The sequence below is a fragment of the Pontibacter sp. H249 genome, from assembly GCF_037892465.1.
GTDB lineage: Bacteria > Bacteroidota > Bacteroidia > Cytophagales > Hymenobacteraceae > Pontibacter.
The window spans coordinates 13,867-30,656 of record NZ_JBBKTR010000022.1 but is presented as its reverse complement, the minus strand read 5'-3'; the positions used below and the strand labels follow the sequence as shown (position 1 = coordinate 30,656).

The following is a 16,790-nucleotide window of genomic DNA, read 5'->3' as shown; positions in this document are numbered from 1 at the left end:
AATTTACAGACATTTACATTACTTTGAACGAAAAAAGCAACTTAGAGTTGATAACTACTGCTACTCCTATGCCTAGCTCCTTACTGCAAAGTTATTCTATCCAAAAGCTTGAAACGCTGGAGCAGATGCTAGCCCAGCACCATCTTGTTCTGCAACTAAACCCTAACATGGCCCATGAGCGTTACAGAGAGCTGCTACAACTGATGTTACAAAATGGATATAAGATGGTAGCAGCTTTTGACGAGGCAGGCACCTGTGTAGGCCTTTCTGGCTACTGGGTTAGTGCCAAGTTATACTCCGGCAAGTATCTGGAGGTAGACAATTTTGTTGTAGATAAAGATTATCGTTCAGGGGGTGTGGGCAAGCTACTATCAGACTGGATGCTACAGGAGGCTAAGCGCCTTAAATGCGATACTGTTATGCTTGATGCTTATGTTACCAATAGCGCTGCGCACCGCTTCTACTTCAGAGAAGGCTTTCACATAAAAAGTTATCACTTCTATAAAAGCATAGGAAATGAGCAATAATGAGAGGTACAGCTGGCTTGGCTGGTTATTCTACTTTATAGTTTTTGAGGTGGTGGTTTTTCTGGGGCTGCAGTGGCTGCTGTCGGGCATGGGAATGAGCAACCAGTACCAAGCCGAAAACACAATTGTGCCTAACTGGGTAAAATCTGTTATATTTATACTACTATACATTTTATGCCTTTTATTCGTTGTTATGCTGGTAAGCAGCTTTGTGCCCAGCAAACACCGAGGCCAGCTAATGCGATGGGTATACCTCGCCTTACTAGGTATGGTAGTGATGCTTTTCTTTATTTTTTAGAATTGCTGGCAAAACCTGCCTGTATCAAATAAATAACCGAATGAAAAAACTGATTTACCTGCTACTGTTCTGCCTGGCAACGGGCACTACAGCAAATGCACAAATAGGAGAGGCGGAAAACACCCGTCAGGGCCGCTTTTATATAAAGCAACAGAATGGCCAGATCATCTATGCAAATAAAATTCAACTAAAGTCCCCAATCTTCAGGCAAAACCATTTCCTGCTCGATGACTCGCTGCGATATAACCCAAGCACTGTGGCGGCTTTCCAGAACGAGCAGGGCTACTTTGCACGTGTAGATTACGGCAACAGCTACGATGACTTTGCCAAACGTGTGCTTGATGGACCACGCATCGACAAATTTTATACTTCGCGCACGGTGTATGACTACGGCTATGGCTACAACCCGTATGGCTTTGGTGGCCCAAATACCAGCCGCCGCCGCATAAACTTTTTCTCTAAAGATGGTGGCCCGCTCTACATTGTGGATTACAACAACCTGCGCGAAGCACTAGCCGACAATGCCGCCAGTTTACAGATACTGCAGCAGTACCGCCGCAACAAAGTAATTAATACTGGTGTGTCTATAGTTGGTGCCGGCTTACTCGCAGTTGGCTCTTTATCATCTATTCAAAACAATCAGTCTTCTGGCATCTCACCTTTGGTATATGCCGGTGCAGGTATACTAGGTGCCCAGTTAGTTATAAACCTCTTTCAAAAAGATAAGCTGACGCAGGCTATGGAGGTATATAATTACCAGGTTCAACAATAACAAAATATAACGCTTTAACCTCATCCTACCGAAAACACCCATGGATACCCTTCTGTTACTTCACGGAGCTTTAGGCTCTGCTGCCACACTTGTCCCGCTGCAGCAGGCGCTGCAGGCAAAGTTTAAGGTTTATACTTTAGATTTTTCAGGGCACGGCGGGTTAGCACTACCACAGGAGCCTTATAGCATGGAGTTGTTCTCTAAAGACATTCTGGAGTTTTTAGATAAACATGCTATAACCCAGACGCACATTTTTGGTTATAGCATGGGCGGTTATGCTGCATTATACTTTGCACTGCAGCACCCGGGGCGGGTAAGCAGTATTTTTACATTGGCTACTAAGTTTGCATGGTCGCCGGAGGCTGCCGAGAAGGAAAGCAAAATGCTTAACCCTGTGAAGATAGAGGAGAAGGTGCCCCAATTTGCAAAAACTCTTGCCGAGCGCCATACACCACAGGATTGGAAGCAAGTAATGCATAAAACAGCAGAGATGATGCAGCACTTAGGAGAAGCGCCTGCACTCACCCCAGAAAACTTGCCACAGCTCCAGGCACCTATACGTTTAGGAGTCGGTGACCGGGATAATATGGTAACGCTGGAAGAAACAAATTGGGCTTACGAGCTACTGCCTAATGCCGAACTACTTGTGCTGCCTGATACGCGCCACCCTTTAGAAACAGTAAAACTAGCACGGCTTACATTTGAGATTGAGCAGTTCATTAGCAGTAAAACATTGCATGCCTCTACCATACAGTAACACCATGATTTCTTTTACCATTACCAACGCTTTAAAAAACCTGAAGTATAGTTTTATACTTACCATACTTGTAGTTACTGTAAGTTCTTGTGCCAGTTCGTCGGCTAACTTTGGACAGCGAGGCTACACAGAAGAGGGGAAGGCATCTTACTACAGCCGTAAATTACAAGGCCGTAAAATGGCAAACGGTGAGCCATATCGTAGAGGCAAGCTTACAGCAGCACACAAAACGCTGCCTTTCGGTACTAAAGTAAAAGTGACCAATCTGCAGACAAAGCAAACGGTAAAGGTAAAAATTACAGATAGAGGCCCTTACGTTAAAGGCCGGATCATTGACCTTTCGGAGGCAGCAGCAAAAAAGATAGGCTCCGAAAAGGCTGGTGTAGTACCTGTAAAAATGAAAGTCTTAAAACCGGCAGCTAAATAATTCATCATTTTCGGGTGCATCTTCTGCACTTGTTTATACTTTATTTACTCTATATATCCTTCATCAATAATTATTCCTCTAAATTATCCTACTGATTTCTTGATTTTTACATAATTTGCTGTTACTTTTGAGTATGATAAAACTGTGGCAACCATTACGAGAATTTATACCTATTGCAGCTGTAATCCTGCTATGCCTAACTATTGTACCTGTTGCCCAGGCAAATCAGAATGATAATGGTAATAATGGAGCCGCAACAACGGTTACCGTTCAGCAAAATACTACCCCAGCTGCAACCACCGCCGAAGCATCAAAAGCTACAAAGCCTAAGCCCAAGGTAACTGCAACCAAGCCACAAGATAAATCTGTACTGGATACAGAGGTGCTTGATAGCCCTATTAGTTACTTTAAAAAAGCTTTTTCTTCTGAAGAAGAGGAAGCAGATGCTGCATCTAGCAATGGCGCTGTTATGATTACCGTTAAGGCACTTATTGCCACACTTCTTTCTACTATTATGTAGATTTCCTTTTTCCTGCTTTTATCTTTTTAGCAGTTGCTCTTAAATTTCTGTTTCCCGCTTAGTATATCAATAAATAATTTGAAGTCTGATGCCAGGCTGTAGAATGGGTATTTAAATGTAGCCGGCTTATTACGCTCAAAAAAGAAGTGCCCAACCCACGCAAAGCCATAACCTATTACCGGCACCAATAGCAACCAACTATACTTCTCAAGTAAAAGTGCTGCAATGGCAACAGCTATCAATAAACCTGTACCTACAAAATGCAGTATGCGGCTCGTTGTATTCTGATGCTCTGAAAGGCAATAAGGGTAAAACTCTTTTAAGGATGTGTAGCGATGTGGTGCCGGGTTGGTCATAGCTGTTCATTTATACTTTCTTAAGCTATTCAATTACAGGCACAAAATCAAGATCTCTACGTTGGTAGGCAGCCCAATTTCATACTAATACTCTGCTCGGCTATACTTTAGTATTAAATAAAATCGCTCATTATCGCCAGCACTAATCCTAGCAGGGTGGCAATTAGCTTGTTGCGATTGAAGTGATGATCTGGGCTTGTCTCGAAAAGTATGGTAGTGGAGATGTGCAGGAAATTACCAGCCACTAAACCGGTAAGAGCAGTGTAAATTAATCCATCCGGAGCTTCTTGCGCCAGAACTGTATTGCTAAAGATTATGCCCAACGGAGAACCAAGTGCAAAAATCAGTAGCCACAAGAAAGCTTTTCTAAAATTCTCCAGCCGCGATAGTAGTACCGACATTAGTGCAAATGCCGCCGGCACGTGGTGCAATGTAATCCCCAGCAGCACGAGGTAAAAATTATCGTTTGCATGGCTATGATTGGAAATGCCATGCCTGTGCTCTACAAGTATACTACCCTCTAGAAACGAATGCACAAATAAAGAGCCTAGCAGCAGGAAAGGCATAGAGCCAACCCGACCATGGTGATGGTGTATATGGCCATGCTCCACTCCATGAGAGAACAGCTCCAGCACCAACTGCAGGAAAAAGCCAGCCAAAATCCAATACCCAACTCCAAAACCGCTGTTATTGCGCAGCACATCGGGTAGCAGGTGAATTATAGTAATTGTAAATAGATAAGCACCACTAAAGGCCAGCGCCATTTTTAGCCACTTCGTATTTGTTGGCGGAAATATCTTTACCAGAAACCCAGATAAGATAACTGTAATGAATAGAACAAGTATAGCTATGAACATGCAGCGGTGCTATTTCTTTAGGACAAAGATCATACGATCGCTCTTTTCCCGGTCGTACTTGTTTAGCTGGTAATCACCGAGTATCTCTACCAGGCGCAGTTGTGTTAACTTAAAATACTCTATAAAGTCTTCTTCTCGCAAGGCACGCACACGTTCCTGAAAACAGTAATCCTGACCCTTGTCTGTAAAACTGATCGCTTTTACGATAAAGTCATGCTCCAGGCCCCGGTGTATCTTAAACCTGATTCCCTGCACCTCCTTCACCTCGTCAGTTACCAGGTTCTCAATCACTTTATCCGTGTTCATGAAATCAATCACCAGTTTACCTCCGTGCTTCAGGCTTTCCGTGGTAGCTAAAAGAGCCACTACATTCTCAGTTTCATGCTCAAAGTACCCAAAGCTGGTAAACAGGTTAAGTATAAAATCGAAGCTCTCTGGTTTGTAAACCTGCCGCATATCGTGCACATCAAAGTGCAGCCGCTCGTTCTCGTATTGTCTGGCATAGCTTATACTTTGCTCTGATAAGTCTATACCAGTTACGTCGTAGCCCTTTTGGTTTAAGTATAAGGAGTGGCGGCCTTTGCCACAGGCTAGGTCTAATATCTTCTCGTGTTGCTTCGGGTGCAGATAAGTTAACAGGTTGTCCATGAACAACTGCGCCTCTTTTTGGTCACGGTCTTTGTATAAAATGTGGTAATATGGCGAATCAAACCATGTGCTAAACCATTCTACTTCCTGTTGTTCCATTTGTGCTAAAAGCAATTGAGTTGCAAATATAAGGTATATCTGCTTAACCCCGGCTATACGCAATAAGCAGGGGAGGGTGTTTACACTATTAACTTCATAAAAAAAACCTGCCGTTGCTGCTTTAGATGCAACGGCAGGCTTCTTTAAAAAGATTGATTCTTACTTAGCGTTTAATGGCGCCTGCTGCTGTATTTGTTTCGCCTTCTTCTCTAACTGAGTCTCCTGGCTGTATCGTGTTATCACCCATGTCATGGTTAGGCATTACCTGTACTTCTTTAACCTCAGTCTCAGAGTGGTCACCTTTATGCATTGTAGCCTCATCATCGCCAGCGTCGCTTACGTTAAAAGTGCTGCGCATGCCCGGAGCCACAAAGTCTGTAGATACTTTCTCTCCTGGTCTCAGATCTTTTGGCGTATCACAAGATGCCATAAACAAACCACAAACTGCGGCAAAAACTGCAATTACGTTCTTATTCATTTTTGTATGATTTTATACTTTATTTATAGTAACCTCACCAGTTTGCACACCAGCAAAGCATTATCTATTAATTATTTACGATAGTACTGATACCTCGGGTTGTGGTACAACTGCCGCTAAGCAATAAAGCTTTTACGGCGCAGTATGTTATCCATCAGCTTAAGGTCGTTCTGGCTGTTAAAGATTTTGTAGGGAAGGTGAATAAAAACCGGCACCTCAAAAGTACGAGCCAACCAGCCTTTCCAACCAGTAGGCATCTGCGTCCCTGATGGCGGCTTCAGCCAAAGCAGATAAGCATCATCAGCGCGCTGCACTTTTTTAATCATGTCCCAGGTCATGGTCATGCCTTCGCGCTCGTTACGCTTCATCAATATCTGGCGATTATCAATATCGTAGTGCAGTTTCTCGAATAGCACATTGCCCTGTTCAATACGGGTAATGCCCATTACCTGTGCTGAGCGAACCAAGATAAAAAGTATGGTCATGATTACGGCCAGCGCTACCCACCACCACGAGAAGCTAAATAGAGCAGGTAGCATGAAAATGGCAAACGGGATAAGGGCGTACCACCACTCTTTTTTCCAGACTTGCGTTACGGCAATGCGCGTAAACAGGTCTTTGTTCATCTGGTACTTTTTTGTTCGGATAGCACCTGGGGCTGGCCCCTGTGGCGCTCTGAAACCTCTTTGGTTTGGTTGCTGCATAAAAATAAAATAAAATTCTCTGTACTGCTTACTCTCTGGCCACGCCTACTAAGAGAATATCAGGTAAATAAAGGCTGCTATACCAGCAGTATCTGCTTTGTGTTAATAAGCTTTCAGGCTCAGATCTATACTTTTAATGGAGTGCGTTAAAGCGCCCACCGAAATATAGTCTACGCCACACTCGGCCACGGCACGAATGGTTTCTTCTGTGATTCCGCCAGATGCCTCAACTTCATACTTTCCGCCAATAATGGTTACGGCTTCGCGCATTGCGTCAGGGGTCATGTTGTCCAGCATGATGCGGTGTATACCTCCTGTTTCAACGGCTTGCCTAACCTCATCCAGGTTACGCGTTTCTACCTCAATCTTCAGGTCTTTGCCTTTTACTTTCAGGTAGCGCTGTGTTGCAGTTATCGCTTCTTTTATACCACCGGCGTAATCCACGTGGTTATCCTTCAGCATCACCATATCATACAAACCAAAACGGTGATTATGTCCGCCACCGATCACTACAGCCCATTTCTCCATAATCCGGAAGTTAGGAGTAGTTTTACGGGTGTCCAGCAATTTAGCACCGGTACCTTTTATCAGGCTTGCCATGTAATTAGTGTAGGTGGCAATGCCGCTCATACGCTGCATGCAGTTTAGAACCAGGCGTTCAGCGGTAAGTATACTCTGTGCTTTACCTTTTACGGTAAAAGCCACATCGCCATACTTCATGCTGTCGCCATCGCGTAATTTTACATCAAGCTGCAACTCAGGGTCTACAGCTTTAAAAATGTAACCGGCCAGCTCTACGCCCGCCAGTATGCCTTCGCCTTTTACCAGCAGTCGCGCCTGGTTTTGCGCATCAGTTGGTATAGAGGCCAGCGAAGAATGATCTCCGTCGCCAATATCCTCGGCTAAGGCCAACGAAATAAACTCGTTTATACTTTTTTTGGTCAGGTATGTCGGTTTCACGGCACAAAAATAAAAAAAGGCTCGGAGTTTATACCGAGCCTTGCTAAAAATCTCACTATTATCTTCTTAATCTTTTATAAAGTTCATCGATTGTATCTTCGATTCCTTCATCCGAACCAGTACGGTATAGCTTCCATTCTTAGAAGTATATGTGCCAATGGCATATTTCTGTCCTTTGTCTGAAGAGCCCTGGTGGCTATAAGAGAAATCTACCGGCGGGTTCTTAGCAAAGAAATTCTTCATCACGAACTCAGCTTGCGTGCTGCTGTAGCTTGTGGCATCGCCTCCGTTCAGCGTTATTTCTACTACGTTGCTAAAGTTGCGCGCCAAGTCTTTAGACGACCCTACTTTTATGGCCGATTTTACGCCGCCCATTACATCGCCTTGTGCCACAGCTTTCTCTGTTGTAAAAAATACAACTGCCAACAACAACGAAAATACTACCGCAATCTGTTTTAAATTTTTCATAAATACTGTTTGTGCTCTAACCTTCATGATAGCTAAAACTATGCCAAGTATAGGTTAAGAATAATCATTGCTAAATTAGCAGGATTATCTAAATATATAAAAAAAGAAAGTAAAACACAGCAGTTTAGCCTTTCTAATCAAGGCTTTCGATAGTAAGCACCATGTGCCAGAGCAGGCGCTCCATTTAAAGATTATAACTATATTTGTGCTATGGATAAAAAGGTACTACTAGTGATTTTGGACGGATGGGGAATTACCACTATCCCAGAGGCTTCTGCCATCTTAAAAGCCCATACTCCTTTCTATGATTCTATTTTAGAGAAGTATCCGAATACATACCTACAAGCGTCCGGTGAGGCAGTAGGTTTACCGGAAGGGCAGATGGGAAACTCTGAAGTAGGCCACATGAATATTGGTGCAGGCCGTGTTGTGTACCAAGACCTAGTGCGCATCAACAAAACCATAGCAGACCATAAACTGGCTGCCATGCCTGTACTTGCCAATGCTTTTGCCTTTGCGAAGGAGAATAAGAAACCTGTTCACCTGATCGGTCTTTTATCGGATGGTGGCGTGCACTCGCACATCGAGCATCTAAAAGCCCTTTGCACCACTGCCTTCGATTACGAACTAAACCAGGTATACATACATGCCTTTACCGATGGCCGCGACACTGATCCCAAAGGTGGTGTAAAGTATATAAACGAACTGGAAGAGCACCTCGACAGCACCACTGGTACTATTGCATCTGTTATTGGCCGCTACTATGCCATGGATCGCGACAACCGATGGGAGCGTGTAAAACTGGCTTACGACCTGCTGGTAAAAGGAGAGGGCAAGCCATCGCGTAACCTGATACAGTCGGTGCTGGAGTCTTATAAAGAGGGCGTAACAGATGAGTTTATACAACCTATTATTAAAGTAAACGACCAGCAGCAACCTGTTGCCACCATTCAGGAAGGCGATGTAGTGATCTGCTTTAACTACAGAACAGACCGTGGCCGCGAAATTACACAAGCTTTAACCCAGCGCGACTTCCCGGAGCAGAACATGCAAAAGCTAAACCTGCGCTACATTACCATGACCAATTACGATGATACGTTTGTTGGCGTGGAAGCCATCTTCGACAAAGATAACCTGAACAACACTTTAGGTGAAGTAATCGCAAAAGCAGGCAGGAAGCAAATCCGTATTGCAGAAACTGAGAAATACCCGCACGTTACCTTTTTCTTCTCGGGTGGACGTGAGGAGCAGTTCGAGGGAGAGCGTCGCCTGTTATGCCCATCTCCGAAGGTGGCAACTTATGACCTGCAGCCGGAAATGAGTGCTTATGACATTAGAGATGCTATTGTACCGGAACTAGAGCAGAGATCTGCAGATTTTATCTGCCTTAACTTTGCAAACCCCGACATGGTAGGCCATACCGGTGTGTTTGAGGCAGCAGTAAAAGCCTGCGAAACAGTAGATAAGTGTGCAGAAAGTGTTATCACTACAGCCCTTGCCAACGGCTACGACACCATTGTAATAGCTGACCACGGTAACGCTGACATGATGATAAACCCCGATGGCACACCAAACACGGCCCATACTACTAACCTGGTGCCCTGCATTTTAGTTAGCAACGACTTTACAAGAACACTGCACCCTGGCAAACTCGGTGACCTGGCACCAACTATACTACAGCTTATGGGTATAAAGAAACCAGAAGAGATGACTGGAGAAACTCTGATAGATTAACTGAAAGCGATGGCAAAGTATAGTGTTGGTTTACTGTTGGTGTTACTGTTGGTTCTGAGTGCCTGTGAGCGGCCTGTACCACCATCTACTGACCCTGCGGCAGGAGGCTTTAACCTAACATTATACTTGCAGGAGCAGAAAGCACGCATGCAGGATAAAAAGCCCATGGTGCTGAAATCTGTAACTACTGAAGACAACCCCACCGAGACTATCGAAACTGATGAAATTGACTGGGAAGATGAACTTTCGGTTTTTGACGACCTGGACCTGAATAAACCCACGCTTCAGGAATATTATACCAGGCAGGAAATTGTTTTAGAAAATGGTGACGTGGGTATAAGCTACGAGAAAAACACTGACAGTGAGCCGGTAGTGCAGCACTTATACTTGCTTCTTACCCCAGACCGGCAGCTCAAACAGCTACAGGCGAGGCTGCAGGATAAAAATCCACTTTTCTTTTCGCGCAGGAATGTACAGCTAAATGCTGAACCGGCTACAGGCAACATATCTGGCTATAGAATAGAGGGTGTACAAAAACTTATATTGAGCGATTCGCTGCATTATAGAGTAGATGCAAACTTATAAGCTCGTTCTATAGTTAAGCATTATACTTACTGCTTCTGTAATTTTTGATTGTTTTACATATAGCCAGACTATGCGTGCTTTCATACTTTTAGCCATACTTGCCTGGAGCTTTACTTTGCCTGGCTTTGCGCAGGAGGCTAAGCATGTGCAGCGCAACTGCGCCACCGACGCCTATACTCAGACACTCAAAGCTCAGAACCCAGAATATGAGCAATTGCAACAGCAGGCTGAACAAGCTGTGCAACACGCGCTAAAGCAGCAGGGCAATACACAATACCTGAGAAAAGCCACCACCATTACCATACCGGTAGTGTTTCACGTGGTGTACAGCAGTTCTACAGAAAACATCTCAGATGAGCAGCTCCTCTCTCAGCTTGATATTCTGAATGCCGACTTTAGAAGAAAAAACGCTGATGCTGTAAACACTCCATCTTATTTTGCACCTTTTGCCGGCGACACAGAAATTGAGTTTTGCCTGGCAACTACAGATTCCAACGGCGACCCGACTTCTGGCATAACCCGCACCCAAACCACTTACGACTCATTTAGTTATACTTCCGATAATGTAAAGTATAGCAGCAGAGGCGGTAAAGATGCCTGGAGCAGAGACTACTACCTGAACATATGGATTTGTAAAGTAGATGACAACATTATTGGCTACGCTACTACGCCAGGTGCACCCGCCGCTGCCGATGGTGTTGTGCTGGATTACAGGACAGTAGGCGCACCTCCATTTAATACCTTCAAGACACAGTATAACTTAGGGCGCACTGCTACACACGAGGTAGGGCACTGGCTGGGCCTGCGCCACATCTGGGGCAACGGTTCCTCCTGCCAAGACTCCGATGGAATTGATGATACGCCAAATCAATTGGGTGAAAATAACGGTTGTCCTTCGGGGGTATCTATCAGCTGCAACGACTCTTCCCCTTATGGCGACATGTACCAGAACTACATGGATTATACTTATGACGCCTGCATGAACCTCTTTACGCAGGGGCAAGGCGCTTATATGAGGGCCGTTATCGCTACCTCAAGAGCTTCTATTCTTAATTCGCTTGCCTGCTCCGGCACCTTGCGCTCTGAATTTAAAACCGCCCTAACCGGTGATACTTTAATTGTAGCTGATAAAACGATTCAGTTTTCTGATGCTTCTACAGGAGTAAGACCTACAGCATATTATTGGGAGTTTGAAGGGGGAGTGCCCGCTATTTCTACTGAGAAGAATCCTGTTGTAAAATACCCGCAACCTGGTGTATTTGATGTAAAACTTACCATCTCGAATGGCAGCATGTCCAGCACAGAGCTAAAAGAAAACTATGTGCATGTTACTGTAAATGAGCTGGTGGTTTACCCTAACCCAAGCTCGGATTTCATTATTATAGAACAGCCGGCACGTATACTTGTACGCAATGTGCAGATGGTAAACCATGTAGGACAGGTGGTACTCACAGCTGAAACCCGGGACAGGGTACTACGTTTGGATGTTCGTGATGTACCTGCAGGTATATACTTTCTACGGCTTACCAGCACCAACGGCACCGTTATCAAAAAAGTAAGCGTAGTAAGGTAGTGAGTGAATCAGCGGGTGTTCAGTACAGCCTCATTCATTCTTAGTCGTTGCTTAACCTCACTTCTGGCAAGAACATTGACAGGTCAACAAAGTGGGAATAAATTCACTAACTCGCTCATTTGCACATTCAAAATTATTACTCACCCTGCAGCGTTACGACAATAGTGCGTTTTGAGGCGTGGTTGCGGTGTTCGCAGAGGTAAATGCCTTGCCAGGTGCCAAGGTTAAACTCTCCTTTAGAAATAGGCACTGTAACCGATGCTCCAAGTATAGCTGCTTTTAAATGGGCAGGCATATCGTCAGATCCTTCTAATGTATGGCGGTAGTATGATTGGTTCTCAGGTACCATGTGGTTAAAGTGGCTCTCAAAATCCTGACGCACGGTTGGGTCTGCATCCTCATTTATGGTAAGGCTTGCCGAAGTATGTTTAATAAAAATATGCGCCAGCCCCACATTGACATCCTCCAGCTCCGGCAGCTGCGCCATAATCAGATCTGTAATTAAATGGAAGCCGCGTTTAACAGCCGGTAACCTTATCTCTTTTTGAAACCACATAATTTAATGCTGAGTAAGCGAGTTAGTGAATGAGTAAATACTCGTTTTTATTAGCTATTGGTTAATCAATTAAGTAGTAAATGCCAGTTGCTTAAACACTGTTTTCTTACAAATATAAAATCAATTATTCATCCAACGTTAATCAATCAGCCTCTCATAGGCACCAGCATCCGGAGTGTTAATGTTACGTACTTTTCCTTTGATATCTAAAAGTATGGCAGGTAGAAATTTAGCTGCACTGCTGGCCGGCGATAAAGTGTCCAGTGCAAAATCGGCTTTGGCAGGCGCTTTGAACTTTGGCTCAACATTCAGTTTATTGCCGCTTTTGTTTAGCTGATCTTTATACAAGCTTATGCGCAGCAGGTTATGGCTTATGTCCATACTTTCAGAGAGTGGCGTTACCAGCATCTCATCTGCAGCATTAAAACCGTCGGAGTAAACGATAGAGTTAACTAGTTTAAGGGAAGTCGGTTGATTTTTTATTTCTGTACCAGGCACAAAATCAGTTACAACAAATAATGGTGTTTCGCGGAGCAGCGGGTTATTATAGCTTACAATGGTTGAGTATACTATTTCATACTTGCCACCTCCCAAGCCACCGAAAGCGTACTGCCCACAGTTATGAATTAGTGTATTAACTACTTTAACATCTGACGTAAAAGCTACAATGCCATCTAAAAAAGCATACTGTATAGCACAACCTTCTACCACAGTGCCACCCATACCCGGATTGCCAATGCGCAGGCCGTAAAGTGTATTTTTGATATCCGTATACTGTAAATTGTTATTGGCACTTTTAGTAAGTATGCGAATACCTTCCCACTGCCCAGGAGCCGTAAGATACTCTGCTTCGCGTCTGTAGCCACTGAAAACTACACGCTCTTCGGGTGTGCCCTGTGCTAGCAGCTGCCCGTTTACCAGCAGCACCGACTTATTGCTGCCGTATACTTTAGTGCCTTTCTCTATAGTTAAAGTAGCGCCTTCCTTCACCAGCACCGTATCCAGTAGTACGTGCGGCTTATCATTACGCCAAGTCGTAGTGCCTATACTTTCTTTTCTGTGGAAGTAGGCGTTCTGCCCATAGGCTACCAGCTTCACGCTTTGCTGCTGCCCGTTTGTTTTAAAAAGTATAGAGTCGGCTACCAGAAAGGGGAGGTTAACGTCTGTCGGGTTAATATTAACTTTTACCAGCACGTAAATGCTGTCTCCGCCGCGCAGCTCCAGGTTATTTACCAGTGGGCTCTGCACCCCGTTTACCGTAAGTTGATAGGGCGATGCACCTGAACCAGCCAAAGCTATTTCGCTTATTTTAATAGCTTTTTTGTTAGTATTATATACTTTCAGGCGCTTAGTTACGCTTCCTCTGCTCACAAACACAGTATCAAACAGAACCGTATCGCCCGAAAATGCCAGCACAGCATCCGGGTCAGTGGTAATGATCTCATCTTTCGGCTCGCAACTAATCATAGAGAGCAGAAAGAGCAAGGGCAGTATGGCTAAGAGGTATCTCAAATCTGGTTGATCGTGTTAGTTAATCGAAAGTATAGATTGCTGAAATATGTAGCGCTATTTGTTTAAACGATATATCAAAAATGATATTTTACTATTGTTTCTGTAAGGGCATCCAAAGCTAATACGGTAACTGAGTTATAGTACAGCAGCGTACAAAGTAAGCATTCAACAAGTTAATAATAAAACAGAAAAGGAATGCAGCTCAGCTATACTTGCCTTACCACATTCCTTTGCTATATCTTACTGCAATTTGCTTATTCTGCTGTAGCGCCTTCTTTTAGTCGTTCAGCGTTTTCTGCAATGCGTAGTTCTTCAACAAAGTCGTCGATACCGCCATCCATTACGTTTGGCAGGTTGTATACAGTATAACCAATACGGTGATCAGTTACACGGCCTTGCGGGTAGTTATACGTACGGATCTTATCAGAACGATCGCCGCCGCCGACCATGCTCTTACGCTGTGCACCTTCGGCTTCGTTTTTCTTAGCAAGCTCCACCTCAAAAATACGAGAGCGAAGTACTGCCAAGGCTTTATCAAAGTTCTTCAGCTGCGATTTCTGGTCCTGGCACTGCGCTACAATACCTGTAGGAAGGTGCGTTAAACGTACCGCCGAGTAGGTTGTGTTTACCGACTGGCCACCTGGCCCTGAAGAACAGAAAAGGTCTTTGCGGATATCGTTCATGTCGATCTCTACGTCAAATTCCTCTGCCTCTGGCAACACCACCACCGATGCCACTGAAGTATGGATACGGCCCTGTGTTTCGGTAGCTGGTACGCGCTGCACACGGTGTACCCCGGACTCGAATTTCAGTTTACCGTACACGTCTTCGCCGGTTATACCAACGATAATTTCTTTATAACCACCAGAGGTACCCTCTGTCGCATCCATCAATTCCATTTTCCAGCCCTGCTTTTCAGCGAAGCGGCTGTACATACGGTAAAGGTCGCCGGCAAAAATAGAAGCTTCGTCGCCGCCTGCACCCGCACGAATCTCCATGATGATGTCTTTGCTGTCGTTTGGATCTTTCGGGATTAGTAGCTCCTTCAGAGTAGATTCCATTTCCTCACGCTGTGGAATTAACTCATCTAGCTCTTCTTTTGCCATCTCACGGAAGTCCTCATCCTTTTCGGTAGCAATTACTTGCTTCGCGTTGTCGATGTTGCTCAGGATGTTAAGGTACTTCTTATATTCAACTACAATCTTGTCAAGGTCTTTATACTCTTTGTTCAGCGCCTTGAATTTTTTCATGTCGCTGGCCACATCAGGCTGTATAAGCTGCTGGCTTACCTCCTCAAATCGCTGATTAATGGCTTCTAACTTATCTAACATGGGTTTTGTATGACTTTAGGCTGCAAAGATACTAAATTGGCAACTAAGATTATCTACTTCAATTGCCTTTGCTTAGAAATCTGCAGGCTTAATTTGTTCTATGCTATAACTTTAAAGTAGCTTGTTTAGTTTCTATCTGTCCGTTAGATTTAAACCAATACCATTATAGATATATACTATAAAAGCATAAATTAAATCTATCTAATCTATTGCACATCTTTGAGTTGAAACCTTTACTTTTGGCACAAGTAAATTAATACAGCAAATATTAGTTTTAGAAACCAAAAATAAGACATCCTATGGCAGTTATACTTGCATCTGACAGTGATTTTCAGGAAGTGTTAAATTCTAATCAGAAGGTGGTAGTAAAATACTATGCCGATTGGTGCGGCAGCTGCCGTTTATTTTCGCCTAAGTTTAAGCGCATGTCTGATGACGAGGCGTTTGCTAACGTGGCATTTGTTGATGTGAATGCAGAAACCAGCCCTGAGGCTCGTAAACTGGCTAACGTTACAAACCTTCCGTTCTTTGCCGTGTTTAAGAACGGGCAGCTTCTTGATTCTGTAGCTGCCAGTAAAGAAGAGGCCGTAAGAGCCCTGATCCATAAACTTGACGCATAATTAAAATGAAGATACCAGCAATAAAGAAACTTGTTGAGAACTACGACCTGCAGCAACTGATGGCTGCCGAAGAGGCTATTGTGGAAGAACAGCCGATTGCTATAGAAGTAGAAGGAGACGATGAAGGAGAACAACTAACGCATGTGTTGGCAGCCGTTTGGATATTGAACGAGATGAACGACAACGGCACCGATTTTAAAACGGCATTGCGTATGTATACGCAAAAAGTGCGTGTATCCATTAGCTAAAGTAATGTTACTTTAACCATAAACAAAGAGGCCTGGATGAAGATCCAGGCCTCTTTGTTTATGGTTAAACATTGTTTCGGGCAAAGAACTCTTCGGCTTGCTTGCCACCCATCTCGGTACAAATGCCCCGGATATAGTATAAATAAATACTGCGGAAAACCTCAGACAGATTATACCTATCAGGCGGAAACAACTGTGGGTTGATCATCATAAAAAATTGCTCTAATATAATTTTAGTGACCAGCTGCAGGTTCACATCCTTACGGAAATATCCTTGCAGTACACCCCGGTTCAGTATCTCGGCGTTCACCTGTTGGTTATTGCTGCTCACATGATCGATGCTTACCTGCCATGCCTGCGGATATTTCTGCAAATCCTGAATGTACACAGGGTTTATGTACTTCATCTTTTCGATGCCATCCACTAAAAGCATCATGATCTCTTCTACAGGGTTAGTGGCTTTTGCCAATATACTACGCTGCTCCAGGTCCTGCTGTGCAATATCATACTTAACAACCTGCAGCACCATATCTTCTTTGCTGGTAAACAGCTCTTGAAATGTAGAAGCTCTTATATCCAGTTTTCGGATAAAATCAGCTTCTGAGTTGGCCTCTATACCTTCTCTCTTAAATATCTGAAGAATCTCTTCAAGAATTGTTTCCAGAAACGTCATTTGTATGCGTTAAAGCGACTTAAATTTTATAGCTTATTTACACTTCTAAGTGTATAGCTACGCAAGTTAGTTCATTTGGTAGCTGTA

General features: G+C 44.0%; 22 protein-coding genes. 11 read left to right on the top strand and 11 right to left on the bottom strand.

Going from position 1 to position 16,790, the window contains the following annotated elements:
• The first annotated feature begins 23 nt into the window (after nt 1-23).
• The 6 genes from WG943_RS19980 to WG943_RS19955 all read left to right on the top strand — a co-directional run bounded on the left by WG943_RS19980 (nt 24) and on the right by WG943_RS19955 (nt 3,301).
• Entirely contained in the window at nt 24-527 is a 504-nt protein-coding gene (locus tag WG943_RS19980) for a GNAT family N-acetyltransferase (protein WP_340411692.1), read from the top strand.
• A complete protein-coding gene (locus WG943_RS19975; protein WP_340411691.1) occupies nt 517-825 on the top strand; it encodes a hypothetical protein in 309 nt (102 codons plus the stop codon). Before WG943_RS19980 ends, WG943_RS19975 begins: the two co-directional genes overlap by 11 nt.
• A gap of 40 nt (nt 826-865) precedes the next feature.
• Complete coding sequence (locus WG943_RS19970; RefSeq protein ID WP_340411689.1) at nt 866-1,597, top strand: hypothetical protein; 732 nt, start codon at nt 866-868, stop codon at nt 1,595-1,597.
• A gap of 40 nt (nt 1,598-1,637) precedes the next feature.
• A complete protein-coding gene (locus WG943_RS19965; RefSeq protein WP_340411687.1) occupies nt 1,638-2,354 on the top strand; it encodes an alpha/beta fold hydrolase in 717 nt (238 codons plus the stop codon).
• A complete protein-coding gene (locus tag WG943_RS19960) occupies nt 2,335-2,781 on the top strand; it encodes a septal ring lytic transglycosylase RlpA family protein (RefSeq protein WP_340411685.1) in 447 nt (148 codons plus the stop codon). Before WG943_RS19965 ends, WG943_RS19960 begins: the two co-directional genes overlap by 20 nt.
• A 133-nt stretch (nt 2,782-2,914) precedes the next feature.
• Complete coding sequence (locus WG943_RS19955) at nt 2,915-3,301, top strand: hypothetical protein (RefSeq protein WP_340411684.1); 387 nt, start codon at nt 2,915-2,917, stop codon at nt 3,299-3,301.
• 26 nt (nt 3,302-3,327) lie between these two features.
• Here WG943_RS19955 and WG943_RS19950 read toward each other — a convergent pair whose 3' ends face one another.
• From WG943_RS19950 to WG943_RS19920, 7 genes are all read right to left on the bottom strand, one after another.
• Nucleotides 3,328-3,657: a DUF962 domain-containing protein gene (locus WG943_RS19950; RefSeq protein WP_340411683.1), complete on the bottom strand. Its 330-nt coding sequence runs from the start codon at nt 3,655-3,657 to the stop codon at nt 3,328-3,330.
• Between the two features lie 113 nt (nt 3,658-3,770).
• A complete protein-coding gene (locus tag WG943_RS19945; RefSeq protein WP_340411682.1) occupies nt 3,771-4,514 on the bottom strand; it encodes a ZIP family metal transporter in 744 nt (247 codons plus the stop codon).
• 9 nt (nt 4,515-4,523) lie between these two features.
• Nucleotides 4,524-5,261 carry a class I SAM-dependent methyltransferase gene (locus WG943_RS19940; protein ID WP_340411680.1) on the bottom strand — a complete coding sequence of 246 codons (738 nt, stop codon included), beginning with the start codon at nt 5,259-5,261 and terminating at the stop codon, nt 4,524-4,526.
• Between the two features lie 163 nt (nt 5,262-5,424).
• The gene (locus tag WG943_RS19935; RefSeq protein ID WP_340411679.1) at nt 5,425-5,739 is read right to left on the bottom strand and encodes a hypothetical protein; all 315 of its coding nucleotides are present in this window, start codon (nt 5,737-5,739) and stop codon (nt 5,425-5,427) included.
• Between the two features lie 116 nt (nt 5,740-5,855).
• On the bottom strand, nt 5,856-6,443 hold the full coding sequence (locus WG943_RS19930; protein ID WP_340411677.1) for a hypothetical protein: 588 nt from the start codon (nt 6,441-6,443) through the stop codon (nt 5,856-5,858).
• A gap of 102 nt (nt 6,444-6,545) precedes the next feature.
• Entirely contained in the window at nt 6,546-7,403 is an 858-nt protein-coding gene (gene nadC, locus WG943_RS19925; RefSeq protein ID WP_340411675.1) for a carboxylating nicotinate-nucleotide diphosphorylase, read from the bottom strand.
• 66 nt (nt 7,404-7,469) lie between these two features.
• Nucleotides 7,470-7,871, bottom strand: coding sequence for a DUF4783 domain-containing protein (locus tag WG943_RS19920; RefSeq protein WP_340411673.1), 402 nt, complete (start codon nt 7,869-7,871; stop codon nt 7,470-7,472).
• A 210-nt stretch (nt 7,872-8,081) separates the two neighbouring features.
• Here WG943_RS19920 and gpmI point away from each other — a divergent pair, with 210 nt between their 5' ends.
• The 3 genes from gpmI (at nt 8,082) to WG943_RS19905 (ending at nt 11,763) form a co-directional block, all read left to right on the top strand.
• Nucleotides 8,082-9,605, top strand: a complete 1,524-nt coding sequence (gene gpmI / locus WG943_RS19915) for a 2,3-bisphosphoglycerate-independent phosphoglycerate mutase (RefSeq protein WP_340411672.1) — start codon at nt 8,082-8,084, stop codon at nt 9,603-9,605.
• Nucleotides 9,606-9,614: 9 nt separating this feature from the next.
• A complete protein-coding gene (locus WG943_RS19910) occupies nt 9,615-10,190 on the top strand; it encodes a hypothetical protein (RefSeq protein ID WP_340411671.1) in 576 nt (191 codons plus the stop codon).
• A gap of 70 nt (nt 10,191-10,260) precedes the next feature.
• Complete coding sequence (locus WG943_RS19905) at nt 10,261-11,763, top strand: M43 family zinc metalloprotease (protein WP_340411669.1); 1,503 nt, start codon at nt 10,261-10,263, stop codon at nt 11,761-11,763.
• Between the two features lie 136 nt (nt 11,764-11,899).
• Here WG943_RS19905 and WG943_RS19900 read toward each other — a convergent pair whose 3' ends face one another.
• The 3 genes from WG943_RS19900 to prfA all read right to left on the bottom strand — a co-directional run bounded on the left by WG943_RS19900 (nt 11,900) and on the right by prfA (nt 15,162).
• Nucleotides 11,900-12,319 (bottom strand): secondary thiamine-phosphate synthase enzyme YjbQ, encoded by a 420-nt coding sequence (locus tag WG943_RS19900; RefSeq protein WP_340411667.1) that lies wholly within the window; start codon nt 12,317-12,319, stop codon nt 11,900-11,902.
• Nucleotides 12,320-12,457: 138 nt separating this feature from the next.
• Nucleotides 12,458-13,831, bottom strand: a complete 1,374-nt coding sequence (locus WG943_RS19895) for a hypothetical protein (protein ID WP_340411666.1) — start codon at nt 13,829-13,831, stop codon at nt 12,458-12,460.
• A 254-nt stretch (nt 13,832-14,085) separates the two neighbouring features.
• Nucleotides 14,086-15,162 (bottom strand): peptide chain release factor 1, encoded by a 1,077-nt coding sequence (prfA, locus tag WG943_RS19890; protein WP_340411664.1) that lies wholly within the window; start codon nt 15,160-15,162, stop codon nt 14,086-14,088.
• A gap of 299 nt (nt 15,163-15,461) precedes the next feature.
• Between prfA and WG943_RS19885 the strand changes: the two genes are divergently transcribed.
• Together WG943_RS19885 and WG943_RS19880 are read left to right on the top strand one after the other, a co-directional pair.
• On the top strand, nt 15,462-15,782 hold the full coding sequence (locus tag WG943_RS19885) for a thioredoxin family protein (RefSeq protein ID WP_340411662.1): 321 nt from the start codon (nt 15,462-15,464) through the stop codon (nt 15,780-15,782).
• A gap of 5 nt (nt 15,783-15,787) precedes the next feature.
• Nucleotides 15,788-16,030, top strand: coding sequence for a DUF6952 family protein (locus WG943_RS19880; protein ID WP_340411660.1), 243 nt, complete (start codon nt 15,788-15,790; stop codon nt 16,028-16,030).
• A 64-nt stretch (nt 16,031-16,094) separates the two neighbouring features.
• Here WG943_RS19880 and WG943_RS19875 read toward each other — a convergent pair whose 3' ends face one another.
• Complete coding sequence (locus WG943_RS19875) at nt 16,095-16,703, bottom strand: TetR/AcrR family transcriptional regulator (protein WP_340411659.1); 609 nt, start codon at nt 16,701-16,703, stop codon at nt 16,095-16,097.
• Nucleotides 16,704-16,790: the final 87 nt, after the last annotated feature.

Coding starts and splice junctions, on each gene's coding strand:
- WG943_RS19970 (WP_340411689.1), top strand. CDS start 866: ATGAAAAAACTGATTTACCTGCTACTGTTCTGCCTGGCAACGGGCACT.
- WG943_RS19965 (WP_340411687.1), top strand. CDS start 1,638: ATGGATACCCTTCTGTTACTTCACGGAGCTTTAGGCTCTGCTGCCACA.
- WG943_RS19935 (WP_340411679.1), bottom strand. CDS start 5,739: ATGAATAAGAACGTAATTGCAGTTTTTGCCGCAGTTTGTGGTTTGTTT.
- WG943_RS19940 (WP_340411680.1), bottom strand. CDS start 5,261: ATGGAACAACAGGAAGTAGAATGGTTTAGCACATGGTTTGATTCGCCA.
- WG943_RS19910 (WP_340411671.1), top strand. CDS start 9,615: ATGGCAAAGTATAGTGTTGGTTTACTGTTGGTGTTACTGTTGGTTCTG.
- WG943_RS19905 (WP_340411669.1), top strand. CDS start 10,261: ATGCGTGCTTTCATACTTTTAGCCATACTTGCCTGGAGCTTTACTTTG.
- WG943_RS19880 (WP_340411660.1), top strand. CDS start 15,788: ATGAAGATACCAGCAATAAAGAAACTTGTTGAGAACTACGACCTGCAG.
- WG943_RS19975 (WP_340411691.1), top strand. CDS start 517: ATGAGCAATAATGAGAGGTACAGCTGGCTTGGCTGGTTATTCTACTTT.
- WG943_RS19900 (WP_340411667.1), bottom strand. CDS start 12,319: ATGTGGTTTCAAAAAGAGATAAGGTTACCGGCTGTTAAACGCGGCTTC.
- WG943_RS19955 (WP_340411684.1), top strand. CDS start 2,915: ATGATAAAACTGTGGCAACCATTACGAGAATTTATACCTATTGCAGCT.
- WG943_RS19930 (WP_340411677.1), bottom strand. CDS start 6,443: ATGCAGCAACCAAACCAAAGAGGTTTCAGAGCGCCACAGGGGCCAGCC.
- WG943_RS19875 (WP_340411659.1), bottom strand. CDS start 16,703: ATGACGTTTCTGGAAACAATTCTTGAAGAGATTCTTCAGATATTTAAG.
- WG943_RS19920 (WP_340411673.1), bottom strand. CDS start 7,871: ATGAAAAATTTAAAACAGATTGCGGTAGTATTTTCGTTGTTGTTGGCA.
- prfA (WP_340411664.1), bottom strand. CDS start 15,162: ATGTTAGATAAGTTAGAAGCCATTAATCAGCGATTTGAGGAGGTAAGC.
- WG943_RS19945 (WP_340411682.1), bottom strand. CDS start 4,514: ATGTTCATAGCTATACTTGTTCTATTCATTACAGTTATCTTATCTGGG.
- gpmI (WP_340411672.1), top strand. CDS start 8,082: ATGGATAAAAAGGTACTACTAGTGATTTTGGACGGATGGGGAATTACC.
- WG943_RS19960 (WP_340411685.1), top strand. CDS start 2,335: ATGCCTCTACCATACAGTAACACCATGATTTCTTTTACCATTACCAAC.
- WG943_RS19950 (WP_340411683.1), bottom strand. CDS start 3,657: ATGACCAACCCGGCACCACATCGCTACACATCCTTAAAAGAGTTTTAC.
- WG943_RS19885 (WP_340411662.1), top strand. CDS start 15,462: ATGGCAGTTATACTTGCATCTGACAGTGATTTTCAGGAAGTGTTAAAT.